This window comes from Mycobacterium zoologicum, from assembly GCF_020181635.2.
Lineage (GTDB): Bacteria > Actinomycetota > Actinomycetes > Mycobacteriales > Mycobacteriaceae > Mycobacterium > Mycobacterium zoologicum.
Genome location: NZ_JAYJJS010000016.1, coordinates 35,401 through 48,860, shown reverse-complemented (window position 1 = coordinate 48,860; position 13,460 = coordinate 35,401). Strand labels below are relative to the sequence as shown.

The 13,460-nt window shown below is 66.8% G+C and carries 13 protein-coding genes and 1 pseudogene; 2 read left to right on the top strand and 12 right to left on the bottom strand.

The annotated features are described in order from the left end of the window. Window positions 1-167: 167 nt before the first annotated feature. Complete coding sequence (locus tag K6T84_RS14155; RefSeq protein WP_225401129.1) at window positions 168-611, bottom strand: Hsp20/alpha crystallin family protein; 444 nt, start codon at window positions 609-611, stop codon at window positions 168-170. Window positions 612-853: 242 nt separating this feature from the next. Here K6T84_RS14155 and nirB point away from each other — a divergent pair, with 242 nt between their 5' ends. Together nirB and nirD are read left to right on the top strand one after the other, a co-directional pair. Next, window positions 854-3,433: a nitrite reductase large subunit NirB gene (gene nirB, locus K6T84_RS14150; RefSeq protein ID WP_224864080.1), complete on the top strand. Its 2,580-nt coding sequence runs from the start codon at window positions 854-856 to the stop codon at window positions 3,431-3,433. After that, window positions 3,430-3,783 carry a nitrite reductase small subunit NirD gene (gene nirD, locus K6T84_RS14145; RefSeq protein WP_224864081.1) on the top strand — a complete coding sequence of 118 codons (354 nt, stop codon included), beginning with the start codon at window positions 3,430-3,432 and terminating at the stop codon, window positions 3,781-3,783. Before nirB ends, nirD begins: the two co-directional genes overlap by 4 nt. Here the strand turns inward: nirD and K6T84_RS14140 are convergent. The 11 genes and pseudogenes from K6T84_RS14140 to K6T84_RS14090 form a co-directional block, all read right to left on the bottom strand. After that, a complete protein-coding gene (locus K6T84_RS14140; protein ID WP_224864082.1) occupies window positions 3,780-4,583 on the bottom strand; it encodes a helix-turn-helix domain-containing protein in 804 nt (267 codons plus the stop codon). The two genes, nirD and K6T84_RS14140, sit on opposite strands and share 4 nt — an antisense overlap. A gap of 80 nt (window positions 4,584-4,663) precedes the next feature. Continuing rightward, window positions 4,664-4,798, bottom strand: a complete 135-nt coding sequence (locus K6T84_RS14135) for a hypothetical protein (protein ID WP_255612432.1) — start codon at window positions 4,796-4,798, stop codon at window positions 4,664-4,666. A 200-nt stretch (window positions 4,799-4,998) separates the two neighbouring features. Next, window positions 4,999-6,390, bottom strand: a complete 1,392-nt coding sequence (locus tag K6T84_RS14130; RefSeq protein WP_225401130.1) for a nitrate/nitrite transporter — start codon at window positions 6,388-6,390, stop codon at window positions 4,999-5,001. An 82-nt stretch (window positions 6,391-6,472) separates the two neighbouring features. After that, window positions 6,473-7,171, bottom strand: coding sequence for a sirohydrochlorin chelatase (locus tag K6T84_RS14125; RefSeq protein ID WP_224864084.1), 699 nt, complete (start codon window positions 7,169-7,171; stop codon window positions 6,473-6,475). After that, a pseudogene (locus K6T84_RS14120) lies at window positions 7,168-7,461 on the bottom strand (winged helix-turn-helix domain-containing protein); the annotation flags it as partial. The gene K6T84_RS14125 and the pseudogene K6T84_RS14120, both read right to left, overlap by 4 nt. Window positions 7,462-7,469: 8 nt before the next feature. Further along, a complete protein-coding gene (locus tag K6T84_RS14115) occupies window positions 7,470-8,888 on the bottom strand; it encodes a nitrate/nitrite transporter (RefSeq protein ID WP_224864085.1) in 1,419 nt (472 codons plus the stop codon). 241 nt (window positions 8,889-9,129) lie between these two features. Next, window positions 9,130-10,293, bottom strand: a complete 1,164-nt coding sequence (locus K6T84_RS14110) for a sodium-dependent bicarbonate transport family permease (RefSeq protein ID WP_225401131.1) — start codon at window positions 10,291-10,293, stop codon at window positions 9,130-9,132. Window positions 10,294-10,427: 134 nt separating this feature from the next. Further along, window positions 10,428-11,324: a 5-oxoprolinase/urea amidolyase family protein gene (locus tag K6T84_RS14105; RefSeq protein ID WP_224864087.1), complete on the bottom strand. Its 897-nt coding sequence runs from the start codon at window positions 11,322-11,324 to the stop codon at window positions 10,428-10,430. Next, entirely contained in the window at window positions 11,324-11,983 is a 660-nt protein-coding gene (locus tag K6T84_RS14100) for a 5-oxoprolinase subunit B family protein (RefSeq protein ID WP_224864088.1), read from the bottom strand. Before K6T84_RS14100 ends, K6T84_RS14105 begins: the two co-directional genes overlap by 1 nt. An 88-nt stretch (window positions 11,984-12,071) precedes the next feature. Further along, entirely contained in the window at window positions 12,072-13,049 is a 978-nt protein-coding gene (locus K6T84_RS14095) for an ABC transporter substrate-binding protein (protein WP_224864089.1), read from the bottom strand. A 9-nt stretch (window positions 13,050-13,058) separates the two neighbouring features. After that, on the bottom strand, window positions 13,059-13,445 hold the full coding sequence (locus K6T84_RS14090; RefSeq protein WP_224864090.1) for a hypothetical protein: 387 nt from the start codon (window positions 13,443-13,445) through the stop codon (window positions 13,059-13,061). Window positions 13,446-13,460 lie beyond the last annotated feature (15 nt).

Here is a 13,460-nt window from a genome sequence, read left to right as displayed (position 1 = left end):
CGGACCTCCTCGGGTGTTGCGGATCACATTACGTTCACCCGATGCTAGTCATACCGCGAACCGAACGTGAGACAGATCACGTTGTTGCCGAGTCGTGTTGGCCGCACGAAAAACCCCCGACACACGCTGTGTACGGGGGTTTTCCGGACGGGGCCTACTTGGCTCCGCTACTTGATGGCGATCCGCTGCGGCTGGCTGCCGGCGTGGACTCCTGCCACCCGGACCGTCAGGATGCCGGCGTCATAGGACGCCGAGATGGCGTCGCCGGTGACGTGTGACGGCACCCCGAAGGATCGGCGGAAGGCGCCGTAGCGCACCTCTCGCAGGGTGCGGTTCGCGCCGGTGGGGTCGGTCTCGGCGTGCTCGTCGCGGCGTTCGCCGCGGATAACGAGCCGTCCGGCGTCGAGTTCGACGGTCACGTCCTTGTCGACGTCGATCCCGGGCAGTTCGAGACGGATCACCGCGTCGTCGCCGTCCTTGGTGATCTCGGCGGCCGGATGCACGCCGCGTGGAGCCGGGGTCCGCCAGTCGCCGGCGGTGGCCGGGCTGAAGAAGTCGCGTACCCAGCGGTCGGTGTCGAACGGGCGGGTCCGAAGAGTCAGGGTGCTCATGTGGGTGTCTCCTTGATGCGATGCTGCGTGCCGGTCGGATGCCGGCCCGTCATAGGTCAGAACTTGAGTCGGGCACGCTAAAGTTCCAAATCTTGTTCGCCGTGGGCGAAAGCGCCTACCTGGGTGAACAGGACCACAGTCGCCAGGCGCGGTGAGCGACCTCACGCCACAGCAGTCACACCGCAACATGTTTGTAACGTGTAGCGATACTCCGGAAATATCCGATTCCTACCCTCGCGTACATGGCTGTCATCGAAACGCCCCGCGCCGGCGACCCCATTCGGGAACTGGTCGTAGTCGGGCACGGCATGGTGGGCCACCGCTTCGTGGAGGCACTGCGTAGCCGGATGGACAGCGGTTCATGGCGCGTCACCGTGCTCGCCGAAGAATCCGACCCCGCCTACGACCGGGTCGGCCTGACCTCCTACACCGACGGCTGGGACCGGTCCCGGCTGGCGCTGCCCGGCAACGACTACGCGCAAGACGACCAGGTCCGGCTGCTGCTGAGCACCCGGGTCGCCGAGATCGACCGGGCGGCCAAGGAAGTGGTGGCCGCCGACGGGCAGCGTTACGGCTACGACAAGCTGGTGCTGTCCACCGGGTCGCGCGCGTTCGTGCCGCCGGTTCCCGGCCATGACCTGCCCGGTTGTCACGTGTACCGGACCCTGGACGACCTGGACGGTATCCGTACCGACATCCAGTGCATGCTCGAAGCCGGCACCACCAGGTCCGGAGTGGTGATCGGTGGCGGCCTCTTGGGCCTGGAAGCCGCCAACGCGTTGCGCAGCTCCGGGATCGAGCCGCACATCGTCGAGATGGCGCCCCGGCTGATGCCGCAGCAACTCGACGACGCGGGCGGTTTCCTGCTCGGCAGGATCATCGCTGACCTGGGTATCTCGCTGCACATCGGTGTCGGCACGCAGTCGATCGAGCAGCGCACCCACGAATTCGGCTCGCCCACACTGGCGGTGCGGCTGTCTGACGACACCGAGATCGAAGCCGGCCTGGTGATCTTCGCCGCCGGGGTGCGCCCCCGCGACGAGCTGGCCCGTGAAGCCGGACTGACGATCGCCGAGCGTGGCGGTGTTCTCACCGACTTCTCGTGTGTCACCAGCGATCCCGACGTGTACGCGATCGGCGAGGTCGCGGCCATCGAGGGTGTCTGCTACGGCCTGGTGGGCCCGGGCTACACCAGCGCCGAGGTGGTCGCCGACCGGCTGCTCGAGGGTGCCGCGGAGTTCGGCGAGGCCGACATGTCCACCAAGCTCAAGCTGCTCGGTGTGGATGTGGCCAGCTTCGGCGACGCGATGGGCGTGACCGAGAACTCGCTGTCGGTGGTGGTCAACGACCCGGTGAAGCGCACCTACGCCAAGCTGGTGCTCTCCGATGACGCCAAGACCCTGCTCGGCGGGATTCTGGTGGGCGACGCCTCCTCCTACGGGGTGCTGCGTCCGATGGTCGGCAGTGAGCTGCCCGGCGATCCGCTGGACCTGATCGCCCCGGTCGGCTCCGGCGACGGCGGCAAGCCCTCGTTGGGGATCAGTGCACTGCCCGGTGCGGCCCAGATCTGTTCCTGTAACAACGTCACCAAGGCGCAGCTGTGCGACGCCATCGCCGGCGGCTGCCACGACGTGCAGGCACTCAAGGACTGCACCAAGGCCGGAACCTCGTGCGGCTCTTGCATTCCGCTGCTCAAGGACCTGCTGATCGCCGAGGGCGTGGAGCAGTCCAAGGCATTGTGCGAGCACTTCGAGCAGTCCCGCGCGGAACTGTTCCAGATCGTCCAGGTCACCGGAATCCGCACCTTCTCCGAGCTGCTGGAGCGCTTCGGCAAGGGACACGGCTGTGACATCTGCAAGCCGACCGTCGCCTCCATCCTGGCCTCGACCGGATCCGAGCACATCCTCGATGGCGAGCAGGCCGCGCTGCAGGACTCCAACGACCACTTCCTGGCCAACATTCAGCGCAACGGCAGCTATTCGGTGGTCCCGCGGGTGCCCGGCGGCGAGATCAAGCCCGAGCACCTGATCCTGATCGGCCAGATCGCCCAGGAGTTCGGCCTTTACACCAAGATCACCGGCGGGCAGCGGATCGACATGTTCGGCGCCCGGGTGGATCAGCTGCCCGCGATCTGGCGCAAGCTGGTCGATGCCGGCATGGAATCCGGTCAGGCATACGGGAAGTCGCTGCGGACGGTCAAGAGCTGCGTGGGCAGCGACTGGTGCCGGTACGGCCAGCAGGACTCGGTCAAGCTGGCCGTCGACCTCGAGCTGCGCTACCGCGGACTGCGCGCACCGCACAAGATCAAGATGGGCGTCTCCGGCTGTGCCCGGGAGTGCGCCGAGGCGCGCGGCAAGGACGTCGGTGTGATCGCCACCGAGGTCGGCTGGAACCTCTACGTCGGCGGCAACGGCGGTATGAGCCCCAAGCACGCCCAGCTGCTGGCCAGCGATCTGGATACCGAGACGGTGTTCCGCTACATCGACCGGTTCCTGATGTTCTACATCCGCACCGCCGATCGGCTGCAGCGCACCGCGCCGTGGCTCGAATCGATCGAGGGCGGCCTCGAACACGTGCGCCGGGTGGTCTGTGAGGACTCGCTCGGCCTGGCCGCGGAGTTCGAGGCGGAGATGGCCCGCCACGTGGACAACTACACCGACGAATGGAAGGGCGTGCTCGACGACCCGGAGAAGCTGTCGCGCTTCGTGTCGTTCGTCAACGCCCCCGACGCCGAAGACCCCACCGTCGTGTTCACCGAGCGCGACGGCCGCAAGATCCCGTTGCCTATCCCGGTGTTGCACTCATCCAAGGAGGAATCATGACCGCTACCACCAACATCGAGTCCTGGACCACCGCGTGTGAGTATGACCGTCTGGTCCCCGGCCTCGGCGTCGGAGTGCTGCTCGACAACGGCACCCAGGCCGCGCTGTTCCGCCTTGACGACGGCTCTGTGCACGCGGTGTGCAACATCGACCCGTTCTTCCAGGCCGCGGTGCTGTCGCGCGGCATCGTCGGAGACCGCGGCGGCCGGATTTCGGTCATCTCGCCGCTGAAGAAGCAGGCCTTCGCGCTGGACGACGGCAGCTGCGTGGACGACCCCAGTGTCTCGGTGCAGGTGTTCCCGACCCGGATCACCTCCGAGGGCTACGTTCAGGTCGGTCGGGCCGCTTAACCGTCGCGCTCCCGCGCGAGCGCTTGAAACGCCTGCGCGGTGCTGCGGTCGGCGGGAAAGAGCAGCTCGACGGCCAATTCGGAGATCGTGACTTCGAACGGCATGTCGAATGTGCCGAACATGCCGAAGAAGGACCACTCGCCGCCGTCAGGTGCCCGGACCCTGACCGGACCGAGATTCCGCGCGAAGTCGGATTCGCTTGTGGCATAGCGGTCGTCGCGGGGTAGGTGGTTGTCGAACTCCTCCAGGAGATGCGCGAGCTGCTTGTCGCCGGTGGCGGCGAGCTGACGCTGGATGCGATCGCGAAAGTAGGACATCACGTCGTGGGCGTTGATGATCCGCGGCATCAACGCCAGGCCGACCTGCAGGACGTTGACGGGCGGATTCAGCAGCGCGGGATCGATGGCCGCGACGAGCGGCTGGATGGCAGCGTTTGCGGCGACCAGGTTCCAGTGACGGTCGAAGACGACCGCCGGATACGGCTTGTGACTGTTCAGGATCCGTTCCAGCGCTTCGCGGATCGGCGTGAGTTCGGGCGCGCCCAACGAGTGCTCGGGGAACGCTGGAGCGTGACCCGCGGCGAGCAGTAGCCGGTTTCGTTCACGGAACGGTATGTCGAGCCGCTCGCCGAGCCGCAACAGCAGGTCTCGCCCGGGCTTTGAGCGGCCGGTCTCGACGAAACTCAGATGGCGCGCCGACACATCCGCATCGAGCGCGAGCTCCAACTGGGTCAGCCGGCGCCGTTGCCGCCACTCCCGCAGCAGCGGTCCGACCTGGAGAGCGGAGCCGATGGTCGCCATTCGCACCGACTGTAGCCGCATCGGGTGGGCGGCTCCATTACCCCGAGGTAATCGACAGCACGACCTTGTGCCCGCGAGATTCAGGACGCGGACCGCGTCGCCTGGGGGTTGTGGAAGCTCACCTTCCCGCTCTGCGTGGCCTTGGCCGGGTGCGCGCTGACCACCGCGATCACCGGTGGGCAGATCGGCCTCAACCGGCCCGATGTCTCGATCATCGGCTCGACCGAAGGCCTTGGCGTGATCACCACCGTGACACTGGCCTGGCTGCTGTTCTACGACTTTCCGGCCGACGCCAGCCGACAGCCGGCCCTCATCGTGGCGTTGATATCGGCAGCCGCAGCGGCGTTTGCAGCCGCTGACTACGGTCCGCTACGGGGAGCACCACTGTTTCCGCGATTGGATGATGAGCGCGGGACTACCCCGAGGCCAACACCAGCCCGGCCGGCTGCGGTACGAGCAGCGGCCGGCGCACGTACCGCACCCAGGTCAGTGTCGCGGCTGCGACATAGCCGATCAGGAAGACCCAGAACGCGGCGGTGGCAGAGCCGTTGGCCAGATATGACTGCCGCAGTGCAAGATTGATCGCGACGCCGCCGCACGCACCGATGGCACCTGCGAACCCGATCAGCGCCCCGGACATCGACCGCGACCAGCTGCGACGGTCGGCCTCGCCCAGACCCAGTGTGTGACCGCGCACTTCGAACACCGACGGGATCATCTTGTACACCGAGCCGTTGCCGATCCCGGACACGATGAACAGCGCGACGAAGCCGATCACGTAACCCACCATGGTGGCGCCCGCCGACGGGCCGCCGTCCCGGCCATCGAGGGTGCTGACGCCGACCAGCAGGCCGGAGGCCGCGAACATCCCGCCGAAGGCCGCCAGCGTGACCGGGCCCCCGCCGATCCGGTCGGCTACTCGGCCACCGATGATGCGGGCAACGGATCCCAGAAGCGGTCCCAGGAAGGCGATTTGGGCGGCGTGCAGCGACGCCTGCGCGGGGCTCTGCCCGCTGCCGACGAAGCTGATCTGCAGGACCTGGCCGAAGGCGAACGAGAACCCGATGAACGAGCCGAAGGTCGCGATGTAGAGCACCGCGATGATCCAGGTGTCGAGCTCGGACATGATCGAGCGCATCGCGGACAGGTCGGCCTTCTGCATCTGAAGGTTGTCCATGAACACCGCCGCGCCGATCGCGGTCACCGCGAGGAACACCAGATAGATCGCGCACACCCAGTGCGGCTGCCGATTTCCGACGGTTGCCAGCACCGCCAGGCCGACCAGCTGGATCAGGGGCACCCCCAGGTTGCCGCCTCCGGCGTTGACCGCCAGCGCCCAGCCTTTGAGCCGGTGCGGGTAGAAGGCGTTGACGTTGGTCATCGACGCCGCGAAGTTGCCGCCGCCGAGCCCGGTCAGGGCCGCGCAGACCAGATACGGCCAGAGCGGCAGTCCGGGGTGGGCGAGCAGGACTGTTATCCCCACGGTCGGGATCAGCAGGACCAGCGCCGAGAAGATCGTCCAGTTCCGGCCGCCGAATGCGGCGGTGGCCAACGAATACGGGATGCGCAGGCAGCCGCCGGCCAGGGTGGCGGTGGCCGCGAGCAGGAACTTGTCACCGGACGTGAAGCCGTACACGTCTTGTGGCATGAACAGCACCATCACCGACCAGATCGCCCAGATCGAGAAGCCCACGTGCTCAGCGACTGTCGACCAGAACAGGTTGCGCCGGGCGATATTGTTGTTGCCGGCCTCCCAGGCCACGGTGTCTTCGGGATCCCAGTCTGCGATGACGTGTGAACGAGTCATGCTGTCACGGTATGAATCTTGTGTTACCGCAATACTTCCAGAGGTCACCCTTCGGTGAACTTCCGATCACCCGGTGTGACGATCACAACAGCCGCAACGGAACCCGGGCCTGAGCGGTGATGAACCGGTCGGTGATCACTCGAGCGACACCAACATGCGAACCCAGTGGTTCGGTCACCAGGTCTGCCCCGGCCCCGTGCAGTCGTCGCTGAAACAGCCCGTCGGCCAGCAGATAAGACGCGATCACCACTCGGGACGCACCGCGGCGCCGCGAGTTCGCGACCGCCTCTGCGACGCTGAACCCACCGATGGCGGCGAACGCAAGATCCACCGGTGCGCCGATCAACTGCGACAGCATGTGCGCAGCTCGTTCCAGATCCGCGCGGGCCGTGGGGTCCGACGAACCGGCGGCCGCCAGGATCACCGAGTCTCCCGGCCGCCAGCCTGATTCGAGCAACCCGGCGACGACCACCGTGGCCAGGTCGGGGTCGGGCCCCAGGGCGGGTGTGATGGTGACGTCGGGGTGCCCGCTGGCCGCGACGTGGGTGGGCAGGTCGACGCCCACGTGATATCCGCGGGCCAGAAATGCCGGGACGACGATAGCCGGTTGGCCGCTGTTGGCCTCGGCAGCAAGAAGTTCCATCGGCGTGGGGCCCAGTACGTCGACGAAGGCCACCCGCACCGGCCGTGCCAGCAGGGTGCCGACGCGTTCGGCGAGCTCGCCGAGCATCACCACGCCCTCAGGCCGGCGGGTGCCGTGTGCGACCAGGATCGGAATCATGCCGCCCCCGATTCGTCGACCGCCAATCGGTAACCTCGTTTGATCACGGTGGCCACGATCAGTCTGTCGCCCAACGCGATTCGCAGTCGCAACACGGCACTGTCCACCGCATGCTTGGTGCTGCCCTGCCCCGGCAGAGCCTGCAGCAGTGCGTCCCGGGCCACTACGAAGCCGGGCCGGTGTGCCAGCACGCGCAGGGTGGCCAGGCCGGCAGGCGAGACCGGTCTGGCCACCCCGTCCACCAGAACTCGACCGTCCACGATCTCGATCAGGTGGCCTGCGGCGTGCACGGCTAGGCTCATGTACCAGGTTTAACGGGCTCCGGTTTCCGCTGTGTTACCTGGGCATTTCCAGTCAGTTGCCGCGCCCGGAGAGGCCGGCGCAGGTACATGAACCAGGTCAGTACCGCCACGGCGCAGTAGGAGGCCAGAAAGATCCAGAACGCCGGAGTCTCGGTACCGGTACTGGCATAGGCCTGCCGAAGGGTCAGGTTGATGGCCACGCCACCGAGTGCACCGACGGCGGTGGCGAAACCGATCAGCGCGCCGGAGTGTGAGCGGGCCCAGTGCCGGCGTTCGGACTCGCTGAGGTCCAGGGACCGGCTGCGGGCTTCGAAGATCGACGGGATCATCTTCAGCACCGATCCGTTGCCCATCCCGGCCAGGATGAACAGCGCGATGAATCCGGCGATGTAGACGACGATATTGGCCGTCGCCACCGAACCCGGGTGGCGATCGTCGATCGTGCTGGCCGTCGCCAGCGCACCGGCGGCCACGATCATCCCGATGAAGACCCAGAAGGTGACTCGGCTGCCGCCGCGGCGATCGGCCACCCGGCCACCGTAGATCCGCGACAGGGCGCCCAGCAGCGGCCCGATGAAGGCGATTCGGGCGGCATACAGCGACGCCTGTTCGGGGCCGTAGCCGGTCTCCTCGAACGTGGTGTGCAGCACCTGCGCGAAGGCGAACGCGAAGCCGATGAACGAGCCGAAGGCGGCGCAGTACAGTGCGGCGATAACCCAACTGTCCGACACGCTCAGGATCGAGCGGATACCGCCCACCTCGTCCATGCCGTGGTCGAGGTTGTCCATCCGCAGGGCGGCACCGATCCCGCCGATCGCCAGCAGGACCAGATAGACGGCACACACCAGGTACGGCTTGGTGTTACCGATGGTGGCCAGCACCAGCAGGCCCACCAACTGGATGGCGGCCACCCCGAGGTTGCCGATACCGCCGCACAATCCCAGTGCACCGCCCTTGAGGCGCTGCGGGTAGAAGGCGTCCACGTTGGCCAGCGACGCCGCGTAGTTGCCGCCGCCCAGGCCGGTCAGGGCCGCGCACACCAGGTACATCCACATCGGCTGACCGGGGTTTATCAGCAGCAGCAGGGTGCCCACGGTGGGGATCAGCAGGATCAGCGATGAGAACGCCGCCCAGTTGCGGCCGCCGAACTTGGCCGTGGCCGACACATACGGCACCCGAACGCAGGCGCCGACCAGCGTGGCGACCGCGCCCAGCAGCAGCTTGTCACCGGGCTTGAGGCCGTAGACGGACTCGGGCATGAACAGCACTACCACTGACCACAGGGACCAGATGGAGAAGGCGATGTGCATGGTCGCCGTCGACCAGAACAGGTTGCGGCCAGCGATGGCACCGTTGCCGTTCTCCCAGGCTGCACCGTCCTCGGGGTCGAAATCGGTGATGTGCGCGTGCGTCACGAAGGTCTCCTCACTCCGGTTGGAACAACGTGCGAACCTAACGGCCCGGTCTGGCAGATCGCGGTGCAGAAGCTGTAGATGCCTTGGGACGGAGACTTCTCTGCTTAGTCGTTGACCAGGTTCGGCGGCTGAGAATCGACCATGGTGCGAGCCGACCTCTCGTAACAGGTTTACGCGCAGCTGATTTCGGTTGTGTTAGGGCCGAATTGCTCAGGAGTTGCTTACTCCTAACAGTGTCCTGTCAGTTGACTGGCAGCCAGCCGGTGACAGCGCTGGCGATCTGCAGGTACAACGGAATCCCGATGGTCACGTTGTAGGAGAAGGTCAATCCCAGCGACGCCGCGAGCGGCACGGTCGGGCTGGCTTCGGGAATCGCTATGCGCTGCACCGCCGGCACCGCAATGTAGGACGCAGCACCACACAACACGGCGAACAATACGTAGCTACCCAAATCGAAATGCGTTCTGGTGACAAAAGAATAGGTATGGATGATGCAGATCCCCATGACCGCGAACAAGTTTGGCGCCAATATGCCGAATGCGATCAATCCCCGACCTGCGGCACGCAGATCCTTGAGCTTGCGGGACGCCGTCATTCCCATTTCGAGCAGGAACAGACACAGCATGCCTTGGAACGCTGTCACGAAGACGTGGTCGCCGTCGGCGATGACATCGGGGCCCTGTAGGCGGCTGATCAGGCCGATCACGATTCCACCGAACAACAGATACAACCCCGGGTTGAGCAGAACCTCGCGAACGAGGTCTCCGCTGACCCGCACGGCGGGGCCCGCGTCAATCTTGTGGGTCGGGGGGACCGTTGCGGTCAGGGTGGCCGGAACGGCCTTGACCGGAACGGCCTTGACCGGAACGACGGGGTTGTACCCGGGCTCCCCGGGCATGTTGCCCAGCGGGTCCATTCCGCGCTCACGCAGCCGTGCCACCAGGCCCAGGGCCACGACGCAGCCCGGGATCTCCATCACCGCCAGCATCACCGGCATGAATGCGTCGAATGCGATATCCAGCGTGGCCAGTACGCCCAGGCACGTCGCGAAGGTGCCGGCCGAATCGGACCCGTAGTAGCCGGCCACCGTGGACCGGTCGATACGGCGCATCTTCGTCATTCGGCTCAGCAGCCCGTAGGCGAGGAATCCGATCACCAGGTTGGTGATGAAGCCCAGCGCAATGAAGCCCAGGACATTGCCGAGGCTGGACGCGTCGATGGTGGCGAGTTCCGCGCCGCCGCGCCAGCCGATCGCCAGCAGTAGGTAAAGCGTCAGGCCTTGATACAGCACGTAGGGGAACTCGAACGGGATCTTGAGCACCGGGATGAGAAAGCCCATGTAGAAGAAGAGCAGCAGCGGCTTGAACAGGTTATGGGTGAAGTTGTGCCAGAACTCGTACAGCATGAAATCTCCAGTGTCGGTGTCCGCAGCCGCGCCAGCAGTTGGGGCGCGGGGCTGGCGGATGGTCCGAATGGAGGGTACGCACTTCGCACGAGGTCCGCGACCGCAGGAAACTCGGCGAAGTCAGACTTCCTCGCCTACCAGCTCGGGCGACCGGAGGGGTGCTGGCGCGGACGCGACCAGTGCATCCGCACGGTCTGCCCGGGACGCACCTGGGCCAGCATGTCGATGTCGGCCTCGGCGACCACGCCGACCACCGGATAGGCACCGGTCACCGGGTGGTCAGGTCCCAGAATGATCGGGAACCCGTTCGGCGGAATCTGGATGGCACCCCGGTCGGCACCTTCGGCGGGCAGTTGACGATCCGGCCAGCGGTACTCCAACGGCATGCCGACCAGTCGCATCCCGACCCGGTCACTGTGGTTGGTCACCAGCCAGTTGGTGCGTACCAGGACGTCGGGGTCGACGAACCAGTCGTCGCGGGGGCCCGGGGTAACCCGCAGCTCCACCACGTCGTCGGGGATGGTCGCCACCGGGGCCTGGTCGAGTTCGGGGTAGTCGCCGGACCGCTCCCCGATGTGAACCACATCGCCGTCGCGCAACGGAGCCGGGCCGATCGAGGCCAGCACGTCGTAGCTGCGCGAGCCCAGCACCGGTGTGACCTCGATTCCGCCGCGCACCCCAAGGTAGCTTCGCAGCCCCGAGTGCGGAGTGCCCAGTGAGATCAACTGCCCGTCGCGGACGTGCTGAATGCTGTTGGTGCCGAACCTGACTCCATCGACTGTCGGATCGGTGTCGGCTCCGGTGACCGCGATGTCGACGTCGCCACCGCGGACCCGCGCGGCGAATCCGCCGAACGCGACCTCGATGGTGGCCCGGTCGTCGGGATTGGCCAACAGACGGTTGGCGAGTTTGTGCGAGCGGCGGTCGGCGGCTCCGGACCGGGTGACACCGAGATGGCCCAGCCCGGCGCGCCCCAAGTCCTCGACCAATGCCAGCGGGCCCGTGCGCAGGATCTCCAAGGTGGCGGTCATCAGGCGGCCCGGAATTGCACGGACATGCCCGGAGTCAGCAGGGCCGGGGCGGGCCGGTCGAGGTCCCACAGCACCGCGTCGGTACGACCGATCAGCTGCCAGCCACCGGGCCAGTGCCGCGGATAGACACCGCTGAACCGGCCGGCCAAGGCCACCGATCCCGCCGGAACGGCGGCCCGCAACTCGTCGCGCCGCGGCACCTCCAATCGCGGGTCACCACCGATCAGATAGGCGAAACCCGGTGTGGAGCCGCAGAATCCGACCTGCCAGGGTATTGCGGTGTGCGCGCTGACGACCTGCGCGACACTCAGACCGGTGCGTGCGGCGACCTCGCTGAGATCCGGGCCGTCGTAGACGACGTCGATGACCACGTCCGGTGTGCCGGCGGATGCGCTGGTTCGCACCGAGCCGGAGTCGACAGCCAAGGTCGCCAGTCGGTGCCGGACAGCTGCCTGGTATCGGGGTGCGGCGAGCTTCACCAGGACCGTGTTCGATGCCGGGACGATATCGATGACCCCGGGCAGTGCCGCGGCCGCCAGGGCCGCGGCCCATGCCAGCACGTCGGTGGTGTCATCGCATTGCAGTAGCAGCGCGCGGTCGCCGTAGTCGAGGATCGCATCGGCATTGGTGATGTCGGGGTGGTCCAGTGTCACGCTCATGAACCCGACCGTAGTCCGGAAAAGTGACGCAGGCCACATTTCTGCGGACTATGCCAGAGCGGTCTTACCGAATGCGCAGAGTTGCGTCCTACCCGGTGATCCGGGCGATCAGTTCAGGTAGTTGTGCGGCCACCACCGGGTAGCTCAGCGGGGAGGCGAACGCGATGGCGCCGGCCAGATCCTTGCTGGTGAAGACGCTGCGGGACTCGTAGGCCGCCACGGCCGGATCGGCCAGCAACCCCTGGCGTTCGTCGTCGCTCTCGGTGGTCCAGATCAGCACGTCGGCGCCACCGAGAACCGATCCGATCCGGTCGTGCTCGATCACCGCCGGAGCGTCCGCGGCGCTGAGTCCCCATTGCGTCAGGAACTCCGTGCGCCAGCCGGTGCTTGCGGCCACGACGCGGTTCTCCGGGCCGCCGTCGAGGCGGCCCGACAGCACCAGGGCACTCTTGCCCTTGAAGCCGGGGTGCGCGGCGGCGGTGTCGGCGAATGTGGTGTCGACGCCGTCGATGAGTGTGCGCATCGCGGCGGGCTGGTGGACCGCCTTGCCGATGGCCGCGGCCTGGACCTTCCACGGCTCGAAGAACGCGTCGCCGCCGGACTGCGGCACCGTCGGCGCGATCGCCGACAGCTTCTCGTAGGTGTCGGCGTCCACCCCGGCGTTCGTCGCGATGATCAGATCCGGCTTGAGGTCGGCGATCTGTTGGACCGCGATTCCGTTGTCCAGGTTCAGTACTGCGGGCTTGGCGCTGCCGAGGCGCTGTTGCGCCCAGGGCCAGACCGCGAACGGCTGGTCGCCGAACCAATTGGTGACGGCCACCGGAATCACGCCGAGTGCGAGCAGATCGTCCTGGCCGGTGTAACCCGCGCACACCACCCGCTTGGGCGGTTCGGGCACCGTCGTCTCGCCGAACAGATGCGCAATGGTGACCGGGCCCGCGGCGGGGGTGTCATCGCCGGACTTGTCCGAAGAGCAGGCCGCGGTCGACTCGGCAATGCCGACGGCGAGCAGGGTGGCGGCTCCGGCGGCAGTGAGGAACCCGCGCCGGTTCAACCGCTGAGGCATTCTCCGGCGCTATCCGCGCTCGGCGGGCCGGCCGGTGACGCGCCGTCCCAACTTGGAGATCCCCGGAAGGTTGGACAGCGCGTTGTAGATGTCGTTGCCGGTTGCCACCAGCGACTCCAGCTGCGGCAGGACGCGATCCAGCGTGGCGAACATGGGGTCGGCGAGCGCCAGGTAACGCTCGGTGCGGTCGATCGTGGTGTTGAGTCGTTCGATCGTGGTGGCCAGGTTCTCCACCAGGCTCGGCAGCTCCGCGACGATCTTCGCCGTGGCGGGCGGTACCCGCATCGCGCCGTTGGCGGCTGCCTGGGCGGTCTCCAGGGCGGTCTGGGCCGTGTCCATCGTCGCCTTGGCGGCGGCCTTGATGTCCGCGGGCCTCGGAACCTTCGGGTTCGCCATGGTGGACAACTCTGC

What these genes read in the sequence shown, in the direction of transcription:
- K6T84_RS14110 (WP_225401131.1), bottom strand. Translation starts at nt 10,293, where the DNA reads ATGCTGTACGAGTTCTGGCACAACTTCACCCATAACCTGTTCAAGCCG.
- K6T84_RS14155 (WP_225401129.1), bottom strand. Translation starts at nt 611, where the DNA reads ATGAGCACCCTGACTCTTCGGACCCGCCCGTTCGACACCGACCGCTGG.
- K6T84_RS14125 (WP_224864084.1), bottom strand. Translation starts at nt 7,171, where the DNA reads ATGATTCCGATCCTGGTCGCACACGGCACCCGCCGGCCTGAGGGCGTG.
- K6T84_RS14100 (WP_224864088.1), bottom strand. Translation starts at nt 11,983, where the DNA reads ATGAGCGTGACACTGGACCACCCCGACATCACCAATGCCGATGCGATC.
- nirD (WP_224864081.1), top strand. Translation starts at nt 3,430, where the DNA reads ATGACCGCTACCACCAACATCGAGTCCTGGACCACCGCGTGTGAGTAT.
- K6T84_RS14105 (WP_224864087.1), bottom strand. Translation starts at nt 11,324, where the DNA reads ATGACCGCCACCTTGGAGATCCTGCGCACGGGCCCGCTGGCATTGGTC.
- nirB (WP_224864080.1), top strand. Translation starts at nt 854, where the DNA reads ATGGCTGTCATCGAAACGCCCCGCGCCGGCGACCCCATTCGGGAACTG.
- K6T84_RS14140 (WP_224864082.1), bottom strand. Translation starts at nt 4,583, where the DNA reads ATGGCGACCATCGGCTCCGCTCTCCAGGTCGGACCGCTGCTGCGGGAG.
- K6T84_RS14090 (WP_224864090.1), bottom strand. Translation starts at nt 13,445, where the DNA reads ATGGCGAACCCGAAGGTTCCGAGGCCCGCGGACATCAAGGCCGCCGCC.
- K6T84_RS14095 (WP_224864089.1), bottom strand. Translation starts at nt 13,049, where the DNA reads ATGCCTCAGCGGTTGAACCGGCGCGGGTTCCTCACTGCCGCCGGAGCC.
- K6T84_RS14130 (WP_225401130.1), bottom strand. Translation starts at nt 6,390, where the DNA reads ATGACTCGTTCACACGTCATCGCAGACTGGGATCCCGAAGACACCGTG.
- K6T84_RS14135 (WP_255612432.1), bottom strand. Translation starts at nt 4,798, where the DNA reads ATGATCGAGACATCGGGCCGGTTGAGGCCGATCTGCCCACCGGTGATC.